Origin of the sequence: Streptococcus penaeicida (genome assembly GCF_002887775.1) — a bacterium.
GTDB classification, from domain to species: Bacteria; Bacillota; Bacilli; order Lactobacillales; family Streptococcaceae; genus Streptococcus; species Streptococcus penaeicida.
In genome coordinates, this window is sequence record NZ_LOCM01000008.1 from 24,152 (window position 1) to 40,211 (window position 16,060).

The 16,060-nt window shown below is 36.6% G+C and carries 17 protein-coding genes and 1 pseudogene; 13 read left to right on the forward strand and 5 right to left on the reverse strand.

Annotated features, from left to right (window positions below):
* Nucleotides 1-18: 18 nt before the first annotated feature.
* The 4 genes from AT575_RS01760 to AT575_RS01775 are packed head-to-tail and all read left to right on the forward strand — an operon-like array spanning nucleotide 19 to nucleotide 3,773.
* Nucleotides 19-816 carry an HAD family hydrolase gene (locus AT575_RS01760; protein ID WP_102776888.1) on the forward strand — a complete coding sequence of 266 codons (798 nt, stop codon included), beginning with the start codon at nucleotides 19-21 and terminating at the stop codon, nucleotides 814-816.
* 2 nt (nucleotides 817-818) lie between these two features.
* Nucleotides 819-1,643, forward strand: a complete 825-nt coding sequence (locus tag AT575_RS01765; RefSeq protein ID WP_102776889.1) for a Cof-type HAD-IIB family hydrolase — start codon at nucleotides 819-821, stop codon at nucleotides 1,641-1,643.
* On the forward strand, nucleotides 1,643-3,253 hold the full coding sequence (gene ftsY, locus AT575_RS01770; protein ID WP_102776890.1) for a signal recognition particle-docking protein FtsY: 1,611 nt from the start codon (nucleotides 1,643-1,645) through the stop codon (nucleotides 3,251-3,253). Before AT575_RS01765 ends, ftsY begins: the two co-directional genes overlap by 1 nt.
* Nucleotides 3,254-3,272: 19 nt before the next feature.
* Complete coding sequence (locus AT575_RS01775; protein ID WP_102776891.1) at nucleotides 3,273-3,773, forward strand: YkgJ family cysteine cluster protein; 501 nt, start codon at nucleotides 3,273-3,275, stop codon at nucleotides 3,771-3,773.
* An 82-nt stretch (nucleotides 3,774-3,855) separates the two neighbouring features.
* On the opposite strand, the gene AT575_RS01780 is transcribed toward AT575_RS01775, so the two are convergent.
* On the reverse strand, nucleotides 3,856-4,566 hold the full coding sequence (locus tag AT575_RS01780) for a peptidoglycan recognition protein family protein (RefSeq protein ID WP_165778630.1): 711 nt from the start codon (nucleotides 4,564-4,566) through the stop codon (nucleotides 3,856-3,858).
* A 351-nt stretch (nucleotides 4,567-4,917) separates the two neighbouring features.
* Here AT575_RS01780 and AT575_RS01785 point away from each other — a divergent pair, with 351 nt between their 5' ends.
* Nucleotides 4,918-5,535: an SDR family oxidoreductase gene (locus tag AT575_RS01785; RefSeq protein WP_102776893.1), complete on the forward strand. Its 618-nt coding sequence runs from the start codon at nucleotides 4,918-4,920 to the stop codon at nucleotides 5,533-5,535.
* A gap of 27 nt (nucleotides 5,536-5,562) precedes the next feature.
* On the opposite strand, the gene AT575_RS01790 is transcribed toward AT575_RS01785, so the two are convergent.
* From AT575_RS01790 to AT575_RS10585, 4 genes are all read right to left on the reverse strand, one after another.
* Nucleotides 5,563-6,924 carry an MFS transporter gene (locus AT575_RS01790; RefSeq protein WP_165778631.1) on the reverse strand — a complete coding sequence of 454 codons (1,362 nt, stop codon included), beginning with the start codon at nucleotides 6,922-6,924 and terminating at the stop codon, nucleotides 5,563-5,565.
* A 107-nt stretch (nucleotides 6,925-7,031) separates the two neighbouring features.
* Entirely contained in the window at nucleotides 7,032-7,847 is an 816-nt protein-coding gene (locus tag AT575_RS01795; protein ID WP_102776895.1) for a TIGR03943 family putative permease subunit, read from the reverse strand.
* Complete coding sequence (locus AT575_RS01800; protein WP_102776896.1) at nucleotides 7,844-8,752, reverse strand: permease; 909 nt, start codon at nucleotides 8,750-8,752, stop codon at nucleotides 7,844-7,846. The genes AT575_RS01795 and AT575_RS01800 overlap by 4 nt, the downstream gene beginning before the upstream one ends.
* A 42-nt stretch (nucleotides 8,753-8,794) precedes the next feature.
* Nucleotides 8,795-8,941 (reverse strand): SPJ_0845 family protein, encoded by a 147-nt coding sequence (locus AT575_RS10585; protein WP_165778632.1) that lies wholly within the window; start codon nucleotides 8,939-8,941, stop codon nucleotides 8,795-8,797.
* A gap of 194 nt (nucleotides 8,942-9,135) precedes the next feature.
* On the opposite strand from AT575_RS10585, the gene AT575_RS01805 reads away from it, so the two are divergent.
* The 8 genes and pseudogenes from AT575_RS01805 to phoU all read left to right on the forward strand — a co-directional run bounded on the left by AT575_RS01805 (nucleotide 9,136) and on the right by phoU (nucleotide 16,042).
* Nucleotides 9,136-9,519, forward strand: a complete 384-nt coding sequence (locus AT575_RS01805; protein ID WP_102776897.1) for a VOC family protein — start codon at nucleotides 9,136-9,138, stop codon at nucleotides 9,517-9,519.
* A 260-nt stretch (nucleotides 9,520-9,779) separates the two neighbouring features.
* Nucleotides 9,780-10,508: a response regulator transcription factor gene (locus AT575_RS01810; RefSeq protein WP_102776898.1), complete on the forward strand. Its 729-nt coding sequence runs from the start codon at nucleotides 9,780-9,782 to the stop codon at nucleotides 10,506-10,508.
* Nucleotides 10,492-11,847: a two-component system histidine kinase PnpS gene (gene pnpS, locus AT575_RS01815; protein ID WP_102776899.1), complete on the forward strand. Its 1,356-nt coding sequence runs from the start codon at nucleotides 10,492-10,494 to the stop codon at nucleotides 11,845-11,847. The genes AT575_RS01810 and pnpS overlap by 17 nt, the downstream gene beginning before the upstream one ends.
* A 153-nt stretch (nucleotides 11,848-12,000) precedes the next feature.
* The gene (locus AT575_RS01820; protein WP_102776900.1) at nucleotides 12,001-12,885 is read left to right on the forward strand and encodes a substrate-binding domain-containing protein; all 885 of its coding nucleotides are present in this window, start codon (nucleotides 12,001-12,003) and stop codon (nucleotides 12,883-12,885) included.
* A gap of 63 nt (nucleotides 12,886-12,948) precedes the next feature.
* Complete coding sequence (gene pstC, locus AT575_RS01825; RefSeq protein WP_102776901.1) at nucleotides 12,949-13,812, forward strand: phosphate ABC transporter permease subunit PstC; 864 nt, start codon at nucleotides 12,949-12,951, stop codon at nucleotides 13,810-13,812.
* Nucleotides 13,805-14,619, forward strand: a pseudogene (pstA, locus tag AT575_RS01830) (phosphate ABC transporter permease PstA). Before pstC ends, pstA begins: the two are co-directional and overlap by 8 nt.
* Before the next feature lie 2 nt (nucleotides 14,620-14,621).
* Nucleotides 14,622-15,374, forward strand: coding sequence for a phosphate ABC transporter ATP-binding protein PstB (gene pstB, locus AT575_RS01835; protein ID WP_071793449.1), 753 nt, complete (start codon nucleotides 14,622-14,624; stop codon nucleotides 15,372-15,374).
* 14 nt (nucleotides 15,375-15,388) lie between these two features.
* Nucleotides 15,389-16,042, forward strand: coding sequence for a phosphate signaling complex protein PhoU (gene phoU / locus AT575_RS01840; protein WP_102776902.1), 654 nt, complete (start codon nucleotides 15,389-15,391; stop codon nucleotides 16,040-16,042).
* Nucleotides 16,043-16,060 lie beyond the last annotated feature (18 nt).

The window sequence follows — 16,060 nt, forward strand, 5'->3', positions numbered from 1 at the left end:
AAAGGAGATAGATGATAAATGATTAAATTATTAGCCAGTGATATGGATGGAACTTTTTTAGATAATCAGCGCAGCTATGATAAAGAGCGATTAGCTGCACTCTTACCCAAATTAAAGGAAAAGGGAATGGTTTTTGCTGTTTCTAGTGGTCGTTCTTTATTAGCTATAGATCATTTATTTGAAGATTTCTTAGATGATATTGCTGTTATTGCTGAAAATGGCTCAATTGTTCAGTACCAAAATCGCGTGATTTTTGCTGATTTTATGACTAAGGAGCAGTATATTGAAATTGCCCAAGCTATTTTGAAGAATCCTTTCTATGTTGAAACAGGAATGCTATTTTCTGGTCAGAAAGGGGCCTACATTTTACAAGGTGCTAGCCAAGATTACATTGACCGTATGCACCTCTATTATGAAAATATCTCGGTAATAAATGATTTTGATCAGATGGATGATGACTCAATCTTTAAAATTACAACCACTTTTACCAGTGATACCGTACTTGAAGGAAGTGACTGGTTAGATCAGCAAATTCCTTATGTTTCAGCTGTTACAACAGGTTTTGAGTCCATCGATATTATTTTATCAGAGGTCAATAAAGGATTTGGTATTGATCACCTCTGTCAGGCACTTGATATCACCCCTGACCAGGTTATTGCTTTCGGTGATAATTTAAACGATTATCAGATGTTGGAATATGTGGGTCATGCAGTAGCAACAGCAAACGCTCGTCCAGAAATAATAGCAATTGCTGATGAAGTGATAGGCGACTGTAATGAGCAATCAGTCATGACCTATATGGAAGGGTTGGTTTAGAAATGACATATAAAATTTTAGCTTTGGATTTAGATGGTACACTCTTTAACACTGAAAAAATTGTCAGTGATGCCAATAAAGCTGCCCTTCAAGCTGCAAAAGAAAAAGGGGTTAAAGTTGTCATTACAACTGGCCGTCCTCTAGCAGCAATCGGTAATTTACTTGAAGAATTAGACTTAATTCATGAAGATGATTATAGCATTACCTTCAATGGTGGTTTAGTCCAAAAAAATACGGGACAAGTTCTTGATAAAAGCTCTTTAACTTTTGAAGAAGTTGCCTATGTGCATGACCAACTTAAAACAATTGGTTTGCCTACAGATATTTTATCAGAGGGAACAGTATTTAGTATCCCCAGTCCAGATGGTCGTAAAAGTCAATATCAACAAGCAAATCCCCTTTTAAATTTTGTTGAATTAGGGTCATTAGAAGACTTATCAAAAGATATTATTTATAATAAAATTGTAACCGTTACAGATGCTGACTTTATTGATCAGCAACTGGCTAAATTACCAGAAAATACTTTTGAAGCTTTTGAATATTTTAAATCACGAGATATCATCTTTGAAGTTATGCCTAAAGGCGTTCATAAAGCATTTGGTTTACAGTTATTGGGTAAACATCTCGGTTTTGAAGCTAAAGATGTGATGGCAATGGGTGATGAAGCAAACGATTTTACCATGTTGGCTTGGGCTGGCTTAGGGGTAGCAATGGCTAACGCAGTCGATGAAGCGAAACAAATCGCAGATGTTGTCACTAGCCTAAGTAATGACCAATCCGGAGTGGCTGAAGCCGTTCAAAAATACATATTAGATGAGGTAAACTAATGGGATTATTTGATAGATTATTTGGTTCCAAAAAAGAAGACAAAAAAGAGGAACTTGATTTACCTGAATTGACTGAGATTGAAGAAGATCCTCCGCAAGACCTTGAAAGTCTTGAAAATAATGAAGATACTCAAGTGTCAGAAGATGACTTGTTCAGTTCTAATATCGAGCAAACTGAAAATGAGAGTCTCTCTGACTTGGCTCAAGAAAGTTTAACAGAGACTCAAGAACAAAATTCTCTTGACGACCTTGAAAGGTCGCAATTGACTCCTCTTGAAACCGTCAGTCTTGATGAGACTATAATCAATTCTGATTCAGAAAAAGTAGTCATTGGACAAGAAGCTTCAGAGCCTGTTGATTTAAAACAAGAAGTTTCAGAATATGTTAATACAGAAGAAGATTCAGAACAGGTTATTTCAGAACCCATGCAAATTGAACCTATCTATTCCGGCAATGAGGAAGCTGAATTGGCTGAAATCAATCAGGGTGACAGTAATCAAAATGAAAATGATGAGGTTAAAACTAGCTCATACTCCGTTATGGATGAGTATTATCAACGAAAAGCTGCTTTTGAAGAACAATTACGACAAGGGACTTTTTCCAAACAAGAAAGTTCAGACTCAGATGCTGAAGTTGGAACAAACCAACAGACTGTGGACTTGGCAAACGGAGTACAGGAGTCAGAAAGTGATCAGGAGAAATACGATCGCTCCTTGAAAAAAACCAGAACAGGATTTGCTAGTCGCTTAAATGCCTTTTTTGCCAACTTCCGTAGTGTCGATGAAGAATTTTTTGAAGAATTAGAAGAGATGCTGATTCTGTCAGACGTTGGTGTGACTGTTGCAACGAAGTTAACTGATGAGCTCCGCCAAGAAGCTAAATTAGAGAATGCGAAAAAGCCAGAGGCCTTGAGAAGGGTTATTATTGAAAAGCTAGTCGACATTTATGAAAAAGATGGCGTCTATAATGAAAAAATTAATTACCAAGACGATTTAACTGTTATGCTTTTTGTTGGTGTTAACGGGGTCGGAAAGACAACTTCTATTGGGAAATTAGCCTATCGTTATAAAGCTGAAGGTAAGAAGGTGATGTTGGTTGCGGCGGATACATTCCGGGCAGGAGCTGTGGCTCAGTTGGTTGAATGGGGTCGTCGCGTCGGTGTTCCTGTTGTTACCGGTCCTGAAAAAGCAGATCCAGCTTCAGTTGTTTTTGATGGAGTAGAAAGAGCTGTAGCTGAAGGTATTGATATTTTATTGATTGATACAGCTGGTCGCTTGCAAAACAAGGAAAATCTAATGGCTGAGCTTGAAAAAATGGGGCGTATTATTAAGAGAGTTATTCCAGATGCACCACATGAAACCCTCTTAGCATTAGATGCGTCAACAGGACAAAATGCTTTGAGCCAAGCTAAAGAATTTTCGAAAATCATGCCGCTAACAGGACTTATTTTAACGAAGATAGATGGAAGTGCCAAAGGTGGTGTTGTTCTAGCTATTCGTCAAGAATTAGATATCCCGGTTAAGTTTATTGGTTTTGGTGAAAAAATTGATGATATAGGTGAATTTGATTCAGAAGACTTTATGAAGAGTCTTCTTGGTGATTTAATTTAACCCATTTAGAAAGAAAATCATGGCAAAAACTGTAAGTGTTGATATTGAGCATTACAAAGACTTAGCTCAGCAAAAACAAGCTGAACACCGAAAATTTTTAGCTCAATTAAAAAAGAAACCGCCAAAAAATTTAGACAAGCTTGTCCAAGAAATTCATAGGGAAGTTTTTCAAGAAATTGATTGTACGGCCTGTGCTAATTGTTGTAAGACTCTGGGTCCACTTTTTACGGAAGCTGATATTGAACGGATTTCTAAGCATTTTCGAATGAAGTTAGCAGCTTTCGAGGACCTCTATTTACAAGTAGACGAAGATAATGATAAGATTTTTAAGAGTATGCCCTGTCCATTTTTAGGGGATGACAATCTTTGCAGTATTTATGATGTTCGACCCAAAGCTTGTAGAGAATTCCCGCATACGGACCGGAAGAAAATCTATCAAATTAACCATTTGACTATTAAAAATACCTTGACCTGTCCGGCAGCCTACCTCTTTGTTGAAAAATTAAAAACGCGTCTATAAAAAAGAAAGTTTTCTTCTCTGACCACTCTTAGCAACTGCTAAATTTGGCTTTTGAGAAAAAACTTTCTTTTTTGATGTCATATTAATCTAATTGATTGTAATAGGCTTGAACCAATTGTAGAAAATCAGCCATGGTGTAGCTGGAATTGAAATAGGAATAAGCAGAACGGTTCCAGTAGTCGCTAGGATCGACATGGTCGGTTCCTCCTAGGTAAAGGGAGACCATTTCATGACTCCATAGGGAGCCTTGGCCATTTTTTTGACCTAATTCTAGGGGTAATTGGTATTTTTTTAACATTTGAGCACTGTAATAGGCAGCGTTAGCTAATTGCAAGGCAAAGCTATCAGGGCTATACTCATGTGGCATTTCAAATTGGATGTAATGGGGATTGGCCTTTGGCCCAGCACCTTGAGCCATAAAGTTATCTTTGGCTATTTTTCGGATTTCCTGGCTATCAATAAAGGTATGGACAAAGACACCATCTTTGGGGTAATTTTTGGTCATATAAGTGACTTCATCATCGATAGTAGTGCTTTCAGTTCCAGTATCATGGATGATTATCCCTTTAGGTTTGGAAGGAAAATCGAGGTAGGGAATCTGATTAAAGGTTTTGACATAAGCAGTTTCAATTTTCCCTTTGGGGTAGCCTAAAGATTGGATATATGCATTGATTGGGTTGCTCTGATTAATACTCAGTGAAGAACTATCAATAAGGTAACTATGATTTTGCTCCTTAATTTTGGCAAAGAGAACTTTTTGTCCCCGATACCAGCCCAAGTGATAGCTAGTCACTATGACCTCTTTATTTTTAGTTAGGACTTTTGGAAAGAGGAGGAGGTTGGAAGAATAGGCTTTGCTGTTTTCTGATTTGATTATGGCTGTTTCTGGGTTATCATAGGATTTAATACTGATAAGCATAGATGAAAAGATAAAAACTAGTAGTACTGCAATAAGGAAGAGGATCCACTTTAGTCTTGTCTTGTGTCTATGACTTAAATTTTTAGGAATTTTTATTTTTTTAGGAATCATATTTTATATTGTAACAAAAAAGAAGTTGGTTAGGCATTTTAATTGATTGATTAGTCTGTTTTGACAGACAAATGAATTCTCTATATACTGAGAGAAAAAAGAAGGTGGACGGAAATGAAACTATTGATTGCTGGTGGATCAGGCTTTTTAGGGCGTCAGCTGATTGCGACAGCTCTGGAAAAGGGACATCAAGTGACCTATCTTGCCAGACATCAGGCAAAAGGGTTAGTATTTGCTAGTCAACAGGTCACCTTTTTTGAAGCTGATTTATTAAAAGATAATCACTTAGATTTATCATCTTATGGATTTGATTTAATGATTGATTTTGTGGGTGCCATTAAGCCAAGTCAATTAGATAAGCTAAATGTCCGAGCAACCAAGTCAGCCATTAAAATCTGTCAAGAGAGTCACATTAAACATTTTGTCTATATTTCTGCCAGTGGCGGTTATCCAGCCTATGTTAGAAGTAAAAGGCGAGCAGAGGAGCTTGTAAAATTGAGTGAAATAAATTATCTGATTGTCAGGCCAGGACTCCTGTTTGCAGAAGAACGACCTAAAACTATTTTCCAAGCTTGGGTTTTAAGATGCATACTCGGGCTACCATTTATTAGATCTAAACTGAAGCACTTGGCGCCAGTCAGCACAATAGAAGTGGCAAATAAGATTTTTGCAGCAATAGAAGATGAAATTCCAAATACTTTACTAACTTTTGAATCTCAAAAAAATCCTTAAGTCATCTTAAGGATTTTTTGTGTTATCTTATTTTCCTTTTTTCAAGGATGAAAACATTCCAATGTAGAGCAGATAATTTAGGAATGCGAAAATAGCGAATAAGAAGTAAACAGAACCCACCCCTTTAGAAAAAGTAGAAGCTTGGTTGGCCATAATTGCAGCAAGGGCTGTCCCAAGGGCACCGGCGAACTGTTGCATCATTTGAAAGATAGCTGTCGCATCAGCGTTTTTTGAAATAGGAAGATTACCAATAGCAGTAGTTAAGGTATTATTAAAGGTCATATTGCGTCCAATAGTGAAGACAATATAGAGGATTGTAAATGGAAGAATCGAAAAATTCGGAATCATGATAGTAATTAGAACTAATGAGAGGAAGAAGAGGCTGTTACCAATGTACAATGATAATTTTGGCCCTTTTTCGTCGTAGAATTTCCCTAAAAGTGGAGCTAGAAAGGCCCCCAGTAATGTTCCTGGTAAGAGTGTCATACCAGCAGTAGAACTACTCGCAATTTTTTCCAAGACGATAAAGTTGGGGGTAATAAAATTAATGCCCAAATTAATCATCTGGAATGTGAAGAAAGGAATCAATCCAAAACTCACAGATGGAATTTTTAAAATACGGATATCAAGAAAGGGTTCCTTGCGATGTAAACTTTGATAAAGAAAGAGAGCAAAAGTTACTAAGAAAATCAGGAGATACCAAACATTAAGTCCAGCTTTTTCTAGGCTTGAAATCATTAATAAGGCCATTGTCAAACTAATAGAGAGAGCAGTAAAACCAATGAAATCAAAAGAAACTTTTTGACCTTTAGGAGAATCAACCAAATAAGGGTAAGCAATAAGACTTGCGATAATCGGAAAAGGTAAGATGCAGATAAAAATCCACTGCCAAGCAAAGTGACTAATCATAAAACCACCATATGTTGGACCAAAGGCTGGCGCAAGACTGATAATAAGTCCACCCAAGCCCATGTAAGTCCCGATTTTTTTCTCAGGAACCCGTTCTAAAATGATGTTAAACATTTGGGGCATAATAATCCCAGTAGCAACACCTTGTATGACCCGAGAGAGAAGCATTACCCAAAAAGAAGTTGTTAAGGCTGCTAGTAAGGTTCCAAAGATCATGAGACTTGAAGCGGTGAAAAAGATTTGACGTTCGCCAAAATTCTTTTTTAATGCTGCTGAGGCGGTGGTCATGATAGCAACAGCTAATAAATAGATTGTGGTGATCCACTGCAAATGACTTAGGGGTTGATGATAAACGGACATCATTTTTGGAAAGGTCACATTCATACTGGTTTCAGACAGGATACCTGAAAAACCAATCATAGCAATGGCGATAATAGCCATTAAGGTTTCTTTACTTACTTTTTCAATTTTTGTGTGCATTATTCCTCCTTGAGAATTTTATATTCTAGTTCGATTTTTGGACAAGATAAAAGAAGGGAAAGCTCACCAACATGTGGATAAAATTGAGAAGCTTTCCACTTCATATTTTAAAAGATACGATAAACATAAGGATTATTTGGCTTATTGGTTTCCTGAACCTGTTCAATATGAAGAACAGGTAGGGTTTGATCAAGTTCCTTACTATATTCGGATTGTATTCGACCTTTGATTGTTAGCCAAGTATTGTTTGGATAAGAAGTTTTATTTCCCGTTGTTAACAAACCATAGACTCCCGAGTCAGCAATACAGTGGATAATACCGAAACGGAATAGGAATTGATAGTGTTCATGTCCCGGTTCGTTGTAAACAAATCCAGTGTATTCAATATCACGATTGGTGAATTCATCAGGATAAAGATAGATTAACTCCATAACCTCCATGTAATTGTCAGTTGTAATGGTGACGGGTTGATTTCCTTGGTACTTTTTCAATTCCTTACGCATCTCTCTTTGATAGGCAGACTTTGTAAAGTAAAGACTCGTGTCAGGTTTCAGATATTGGACAGTTGTTCCATCATCACTTGTCCCTGATCGAGTTGAACCAGCTGCCAATGGGAAGGTGTACCCTTTGGCAGATACTGTCGTTGAATCTAAGCTAACTGTTGGGATAAACAATCCAATAAAGACTGGGATTATTAGTATTATTGGACTGGTAATAATAGCCAATTTTCCCTTAAGATGACTCTCTGTCTTGATATTTTTCATCCAGGTATATAGCTGGATAAGGGCTAATAAGAAAGAGAGAATCATTGAAATATAAGCTAAATAAGAGTAGCGCGTGTTGATGTATTGATCCAACTTACCAGATAATTCTAGGTACATGGTCAATTCAAAATAGGCTGCTAAGATAAGAAAGCGAATCATCCAATCACCCCCACTCCTAAACAATATAAGACGATAACCATAACAGAAAGGCTAATAAACTGAATGATAAATTTGCCTTTAAAAGCTTTGGTCATCATCATCAGATTTTTAATATCAACCATGGGTCCAATTAATAAAAAGGCCAGTACAGGCGCAATACCAAAAGTTGATAAGAGTGAAGCACCAATAAAGGCATCAGCTTCTGAACAGAGGGATAAGATAAAGGCCAAAAGCATCATAACTAAAATTGCCGTTAAGGGGTTGTGCCCAATTGTTGTTAAAATTCGCGTTGGCACATAAATCTGCATGGCAGAAGCAATCATGGTTCCGAAAACTAAATAGCGGCCAGTATCAAAGAATTCATCGATGGCATGAACCAGCGCTAAATAAATTCTACTAGGCCACGATTCTCCCGCGTAATTATGGAAGTGAATGTGGTTGTCGCCTTCTTTTAAGATATCCTCGTCAAGCACGAAAGCTAGCATAGAGCCGATTGTAATGGCTACGATAATAGCTCCTAGAAGTCGCAATATCAAAAACCGCAGGGAATTCCCAAAAGCCGAATAGGTCGCAAAGAGAACGATTGGATTAATAATCGGAGCTGTCGCTAAAAAGGGGACGGCGGTATAACTTGGAACTTTCTTCTGTAAGAATCGATTGATAATGGGAATGATACCACACTCACATGAAGGAAAAACAAATCCGATAAAAGTACCAAAAAGGACACGGGGAAATTTGGACTTAGGTAAGTATTTTTGCACTAAATCGGGCGTGACAAAGACTTCAATGCAGCCAGATAAGATGGTGCCCAACAAGACGAAGGGTAACGCTTCAATAATGATGGAAAGAAAAATAGCAAACCATTGGAGGACACTTGGTGGCAAATTAGAAAAGAGGTTTAGCATAGGAGACCTCCTATAAAAAGATAAGAATCAAGCTGTAAAGACTTAATCATTCTTTTTTTCCTTGTCAGCAAGTTCATCAATCAGTTTGCCTTCAGCATCCACATTGATTGGTTTATCAAAATTTGGAATTGAAGCAAAGCCTGCCATCATTTTTTCAAGATCATCATTTTTTTTATGGGTAATAGCCATTTGGAATACCAACTTTCATTCAAGATATTCCTATTATACTATCTAATTGAAAGAAATGAAAAGAAAAATTCAAGTTGACTTTTTAAATTGATGAAGAAAAGCAGAGGATAGTATAGGAAATTCCTTTCTTTCTACAAGTCAGAAAAAATGTAAAAGAGTATACTATAATTAAGAAAAAATGACGAGGTAATTTTATGAAAGTAAAAGTAGAACACATTGGACTTTGGACTAAAGATATTGAGGCTATGAAAGACTTTTATTGTAAGTATTTTGAAGCCAGGTCAACAGAACTTTACCATAATACCAAGACGGGTTTTTATTCCTATTTTCTAACATTTGAATCAGGTGCTCGTTTAGAATTGATGCACCGCGAAGACATAGCGGAAAGTCATCCAGACAGTCTTGGTTTTGCTCATTTAGCTTTTTCATTGGGATCAAAAGATGCCGTTGATGAGTTTGCTTATTACATGCAAAGTCAAGGTTTTCCTATTCAAAACGGTCCAAGAACAACAGGTGACGGCTACTATGAAGCCGTTATTCATGATCTAGAAGGTAACATTCTTGAATTAACCATCTAACTTGGAAAAATGTTTTTATTTACAAGCTTGAAGAGTCTGGGTCATATTCCTAGGCTCTGATTTTTTTGTCAGGCTTAATATATAAAAAGTCGATAATTGGCATCTTTAATAATTCTAAAAATAGTGAAAAATCTTTGGTTTTTCTGTAGGAAAAGTTGGCTAAAAAAGCTGATAGCACTTACATTTTTCATTTAGCGACTTAAAAAAGATTTTTCTTAGAATTATGATATAATGACAATTATAGGAGTAGATAGTAGAAAATGAAAAAACAGATTTTATTAGTTGATGATGAAGAACATATTTTGCGTTTATTGGACTATCATTTGGAAAAAGAGGGTTATGCGACTGAGCTCGTTGGTGATGGTAGATCAGCATTAAAATTAGCTGAATCAGAGCATTTTGACTTTATTCTTCTCGATATTATGCTCCCACAATTAGATGGTATTGAAGTTTGTAAACGGATTAGAGCAAAAGGCATTAAGACCCCAATTATGATGGTATCAGCTAAGGGAGAAGAGTTCGATAAAGTTTTAGCACTTGAACTAGGGGCTGATGACTATATGACCAAACCATTTAGTCCTCGTGAACTAATTGCTCGTCTCAAGGCAATTTTAAGAAGAACAGAAAAAGAAGACCAGCAGACTGACGATAGTATTGGCTTACCCGAAGAATACTGGAAGGTCAACAATCTTCTCATTTATCCAGAGCGACATGAGATTTATAAAAATCAAGAGTTGCTCAATTTAACGCCAAAAGAATTTGAACTCTTGTTATATTTAGTTAAACATCCTAATATGACTTTGACAAGAGAAAGATTACTAGAACGTATTTGGGGTTATGATTTCGGACAAGAAACCCGATTAGTTGATGTTCATATTGGAAAGTTAAGGGAAAAAATTGAGGATGATCCTAAAAATCCAAAATTCATCAAAACGATTCGTGGCTATGGCTATAAATTTAAGGAGATAAAGGATGAAAAAGAATCTTAGACTTTTACTCATCTTTCTAGCTATTGCTATTTTGGCACTTGTTTTATCTCTCTTAAATCCGAAATGGCACATGCTTTTCTTGTTAATAACCACATTTTTCATCTTATTGTCCTACCTACCTCTACAGAGATTATTAGAGTGGGAAAAACAATTTCAAGTCTTAGGCACTGGCAAATTTGTCAATCCAGATAGTTTTTTTCCAAAAAGTCAGGAAGACTTGAAGGTTACTTTTACGCAATTTGAAGCAATGCAAAATAAACTGGAATCTTGTCACGAAGAACACGCCAGACTTTCCGGTAACTTGGAAGCTCTTATTTCACATTTAACGATGGGGATGTTGCTTGTCAATAAAGAAAAAGAAATTGTAATCTATAGTAAATCCCTACCAAACTATTTTCCGGAAGCTGGTCAGTTTTTTGAGCGAATTGAGGATATTGGAAGAACAGATATCAAGGCAGCGGTTTCCCAAGCCTTTGATACGCGACTTACAGTAAAAAAAGAATTAAAAGGATTCCACGATGGTGACTTAATTCTTGAAGTGACGGCTATTCCCATTTCTAATCAAGCAGGAGAAGTTGAACAAGTACTTGTTTTGCTTTATGATTTAACAACCATCAGAGCTTATGAAAAATTGAATATGGATTTTGTTTCGAATGCCTCACATGAGTTACGGACTCCGGTTACCTCCATTAAAGGTTTCGCTGAAACCATAAAAAATATGCCGGAAGATGAAAAAGAATTAAAAGCAGAGTTTTTAGATATCATTTATAATGAAAGTTTACGCTTAGAACACATTGTGGAACACATGTTAACTCTTTCAAGGGTTAAAAAGACACAGTTGCAGAAAACGCATTTCTCAGTAAACGAATTCCTTCGATATATTGGCAATAGTATGAAACACCAGTTGGGTCAAAAACATTTACAATTGGATTTTGCCTTGGACCAAGATTTAACAATCGAGTCAGATAAGTACCTCTTGTCACAAATATTACTCAATTTGATGTCAAATGCCATTCGCTATACTGATGAGGGTGGAACAATTACTATATCAAGTCATTTTGATGGCCACCACTTAGGAATATCGGTAAAAGACACAGGGATTGGAATTAGCCAAATCGAATTAGATCGAATATTTGAACGCTTCTATCGGGTAAATAAGGGTAGGAGTCGTCAGAGTGGTGGAACTGGTCTTGGTTTGTCTATTGTAAAAGAATTAAGTCAAATATTAGGTGGCGAAGTTACCGTCCAAAGTCGACTTGGAAAAGGAAGTCAATTTACACTGACTTTGCCAAGCTATCTCATTAGAGAAATGACAGAAAATCGAGAAAATAAGAATTAGTCAATAGACTAATTCTTTCTTTTTTTGATAAAAGTTCAAGATTTACAAAATCTTTACAATAATCACTCATAAATCTTTACAAAGAGTTGGTAGACTATAAAGTGTAGGAAAACTACAACAGAATTTATCAAAAAATAAAAAAAGGTGAATATTATGAAAATGAAAAAAATGCTTACGTTAGCAGTTCTTGGTTTATCAGGATTTGGTCTTGCAGCATGTGGAAATAACAATGCAGATTCTGGTTCAGATGCATCTAAAAGTGGTGGTAAAATTGAAGTAATCACACGTGAAGACGGATCAGGTACTCGTGGAGCATTTACTGAAATCACTGGAATCTTGAAAAAAGATGGTGACAAAGAAGTTGATAACACATCTAAATCAGCAGTTGTTCAAAACAGTACAGAAGGAGTTATCTCAGCAGTATCTGGTAACGAAAACGCTGTAGGATATATCTCACTTGGTTCACTTAACGACAACGTTAAAGCACTTAAAGTTGATGGTGTTGAAGCTTCATCTAAAACAGTATTAGATGGTGAGTACCCATTACAACGTCCGTTCAACATTGTCTTCAATGAAGAACTTTCAGAACTTGGAAAAGACTTTATCGCATACATCCATTCTAAACAAGGTCAAGCAGTTGTAACTGACAACAAATTCGTTGAAGCTAAAACAGAAACTAAAGAATACACTTCACAAAAAATGTCTGGTAAACTTTCAGTAGTTGGTTCAACATCAGTTTCTCCACTTATGGAAAAACTTGCTGAAGCTTACAAAAAAGAAAATCCAGATGTAACAATCGACATCACATCAAATGGTTCATCTGCAGGTATCACAGCAGCACAAGAAAAAACTGCTGACATCGGTATGGTATCTCGTGAGTTAACTCCTGAAGAAGGAAAAGGACTTAAACATGATGCAATCGCTCTTGACGGAATCGCAGTAGTTGTTCATAAAGACAACAAAGCAGAAGAAATCAGCATGAGCGCAATCACAGATATCTTCACTGGTAAAGTAACTAGCTGGGATAAAGTAAAATAAGTCGATTAATTTGTAAGGGAGACTTAGGTCTCCCTTACTTTCATTGTTTAGAAAGGAAAGCATGTGAAAAAACAAGCTTTTAGAGAAGAACTATTTAGAATCATATTCTTTCTAAGTGCAGCAACTGCTATTATTGCAATCTTGCTCATTTGTATTTTTATTTTCATGAATGGTTTACCATTTATAGCCAAATATGGGGTCGGCAATTTCTTGTTAGGAAAGGACTGGTCACCATCTAATTCACCAGCAAGTTTTGGCATTTTGCCAATGATTTTAGGATCATTTTTAATTACTATTGGAGCAATTATTCTTGGAGTACCTACAGGTATCTTTACATCTGTTTTTATGGTTTACTACTGTCCAAAACAGCTCTATACCTTCCTAAAATCTGCAGTAAACTTAATGGCAGCTATTCCATCAATCGTTTATGGTTTCTTTGGTTTACAATTACTTGTACCTTGGATCAGAACCTTTGCAGGGAATGGGATGAGTGTTTTGACTGCTTCAATTCTTTTGGGAATTATGATTTTACCAACTATTATTTCTTTGTCTGAGTCTGCGATTAGAACAGTACCTGCCACTTATTATTCAGGTAGTTTAGCTTTGGGTGCAACACATGAAAGAACCATTTTTAAGGTTATTTTACCTGCAGCTAAATCAGGTATCTTCTCAGCAATCATTCTAGGAATTGGTCGTGCAATTGGTGAGACCATGGCCGTGATTTTAGTAGCAGGAAATCAACCGATTATCCCAGCTGGTATATTTGAAGGTACTCGTACAATGACGACTAATATTGTCCTTGAGATGGCCTATGCCTCAGGACAACATAGGGAAGCTTTGATTGCAACATCAGCAGTATTGTTTGTTTTCATTCTATTAATCAATGCTTGCTTTGCTTACGTGAAAGGAAAATCAGCTCATGAGTAAATATATTTTAAAAAGCTTGGTTTATCTTTTTACCATTCTTACATTCGGATCCCTTTTCTTAATCATAGGATTCATACTTGTAAATGGTCTTCCAAGTATTACACCTAAATTATTTGAGTGGACCTATACTTCAGATAATGTTTCCTTGATGCCAGCCATCGTATCAACAGTTATTTTGGTCTTTGGTTCCCTCTTATTAGCCTTGCCTATCGGTGTTTTCGCAGGTTTCTACTTGGTTGAATACGCGAAAAAAGGTTCGGTTTGGGTTAAAATTATTCGTATCGCAGCTGATACCCTTTCCGGAATTCCGTCAATCGTTTTTGGTTTGTTTGGGATGCTCTTCTTTGTAGTCTTTCTAGGTTTCCAGTATTCATTACTATCCGGTATTTTAACATCGGTTATCATGGTATTACCTGTTATTATTCGAGCAACAGAAGAAGCCTTACTTTCTGTAAATGATAGCATGCGTCAAGCCAGTTATGGACTTGGTGCAGGAAAATTAAGAACAGTATTCAAAATTGTCCTACCCGTGGCCATGCCTGGAATTTTATCAGGGGTTATCTTAGCGATTGGTCGTATAGTTGGTGAAACAGCAGCTTTGATGTATACTTTAGGGACTTCTACCAATACACCGACAAGCTAATGGCATCAGGTCGTTCTTTAGCACTTCACATGTATATGTTATCAAGTGAAGGTCTCCACGTTAAAGAAGCTTACGCGACAGGGGTTATCCTAATCATTACTGTCTTAATTATTAATGCAATTTCTAGTTTATTATCTCGCCGTCTTGTGAAAGGAGCATCCTAAGAATGGGAACTTTTTCCGTAAAAAATTTAGATTTATACTATGGGGATTTTAAAGCCCTTAAAAACGTTTCAATTGAATTACCGCAAGGTGAAATCACTGCCTTAATTGGTCCTTCAGGATGTGGAAAATCGACCTTCTTAAAAACCTTAAACCGGATGAACGATCTGGTAGCCGGATGTCGTATTGAAGGTGAAATTGAACTAGATGGTAAAAATATTTATGATAAAAACATGAATCTTAATACCCTTCGTAAACGTGTTGGTATGGTTTTCCAACAACCTAATCCTTTTGCAATGTCAATATATGATAATGTTGCCTATGGGCCAAGAACACATGGTATTAAAGACAAAGCAACACTTGATGCTTTAGTTGAAAAATCTCTCAAAGGTGCTGCCATTTGGGACGAAGTTAAGGACGACCTGAAAAAAAGTGCTATGTCTTTATCTGGTGGACAACAACAGCGTATCTGTATTGCTAGAGCATTAGCGGTTGAACCGGACGTCCTACTTATGGATGAGCCTACTTCTGCCTTAGACCCAATCTCAACTTTGAAAATTGAAGATTTGGTTCAAAATTTGAAAAATGACTATACCATTATCATTGTTACACACAACATGCAACAAGCTTCACGGATTTCGGATAAAACAGCATTTTTCTTAACAGGAGAAATTTGTGAATTTGGTGATACGGTTGATATTTTCACTAACCCACAAGATAAACGGACAGAAGATTATATCTCTGGACGCTTTGGATAGAGAAAGGATAAGTCATGAGAGACCAATTTGAATTAGAATTACAAGAGCTTGAACAACGTTTTTTGGAAATGGGCAACGCCGTTTTAGAGTCAGCATCAAAAGCATTACTAGCATTAGCTGCTAAAGATGTTGCAATGGCGGAATTAATCATTAAAGAAGACAAGTTAATCAACCAATCTCAGTTGGAGATAGAATTAGCCTGTGCTCGTCTTTTGGCCTTGCAGCAACCACAAGTAACAGACTTACGTTTTGTTCTTACCATCATGTCTGCTTGTTCTGACTTAGAACGTATGGGTGACCATATGGCAGGTATTGCCAAAGCGATTCTTCACTTGAAAGAAGTTGATACGCTTGAAGCTATTGAAGAACGTATCCATGAAGCTGGTCAAAAAGCCCTTAAAATGATGGCCGATTTATTAGCTGCTTTCCCTCGTCATAATGCTGATAAGGCAATCACAATCGCAAATCAAGACGAGGCAATTGATGAGTTGTATTATTCAATCTCAAAAGAAATATTAACTGTTATGAAGGAACAAGAAACATCGATTCGTAACGGTGCCCAATATCTATACATGATAGGTCACGTTGAACGCTTTGCAGATTATATTTCAAATATTTGTGAACGTCTTGTATACTTGCAAACAGGTGAATTAGTAGAATTAAATTAAAAATCAATCACGCTATTC

What these genes read in the sequence shown, in the direction of transcription:
- AT575_RS01760 (WP_102776888.1), top strand. Translation starts at nt 19, where the DNA reads ATGATTAAATTATTAGCCAGTGATATGGATGGAACTTTTTTAGATAAT.
- AT575_RS01765 (WP_102776889.1), top strand. Translation starts at nt 819, where the DNA reads ATGACATATAAAATTTTAGCTTTGGATTTAGATGGTACACTCTTTAAC.
- ftsY (WP_102776890.1), top strand. Translation starts at nt 1,643, where the DNA reads ATGGGATTATTTGATAGATTATTTGGTTCCAAAAAAGAAGACAAAAAA.
- AT575_RS01775 (WP_102776891.1), top strand. Translation starts at nt 3,273, where the DNA reads ATGGCAAAAACTGTAAGTGTTGATATTGAGCATTACAAAGACTTAGCT.
- AT575_RS01785 (WP_102776893.1), top strand. Translation starts at nt 4,918, where the DNA reads ATGAAACTATTGATTGCTGGTGGATCAGGCTTTTTAGGGCGTCAGCTG.
- AT575_RS01790 (WP_165778631.1), bottom strand. Translation starts at nt 6,924, where the DNA reads ATGCACACAAAAATTGAAAAAGTAAGTAAAGAAACCTTAATGGCTATT.
- AT575_RS01795 (WP_102776895.1), bottom strand. Translation starts at nt 7,847, where the DNA reads ATGATTCGCTTTCTTATCTTAGCAGCCTATTTTGAATTGACCATGTAC.
- AT575_RS01800 (WP_102776896.1), bottom strand. Translation starts at nt 8,752, where the DNA reads ATGCTAAACCTCTTTTCTAATTTGCCACCAAGTGTCCTCCAATGGTTT.
- AT575_RS10585 (WP_165778632.1), bottom strand. Translation starts at nt 8,941, where the DNA reads ATGGCTATTACCCATAAAAAAAATGATGATCTTGAAAAAATGATGGCA.
- AT575_RS01805 (WP_102776897.1), top strand. Translation starts at nt 9,136, where the DNA reads ATGAAAGTAAAAGTAGAACACATTGGACTTTGGACTAAAGATATTGAG.
- AT575_RS01810 (WP_102776898.1), top strand. Translation starts at nt 9,780, where the DNA reads ATGAAAAAACAGATTTTATTAGTTGATGATGAAGAACATATTTTGCGT.
- pnpS (WP_102776899.1), top strand. Translation starts at nt 10,492, where the DNA reads ATGAAAAAGAATCTTAGACTTTTACTCATCTTTCTAGCTATTGCTATT.
- AT575_RS01820 (WP_102776900.1), top strand. Translation starts at nt 12,001, where the DNA reads ATGAAAATGAAAAAAATGCTTACGTTAGCAGTTCTTGGTTTATCAGGA.
- pstB (WP_071793449.1), top strand. Translation starts at nt 14,622, where the DNA reads ATGGGAACTTTTTCCGTAAAAAATTTAGATTTATACTATGGGGATTTT.
- phoU (WP_102776902.1), top strand. Translation starts at nt 15,389, where the DNA reads ATGAGAGACCAATTTGAATTAGAATTACAAGAGCTTGAACAACGTTTT.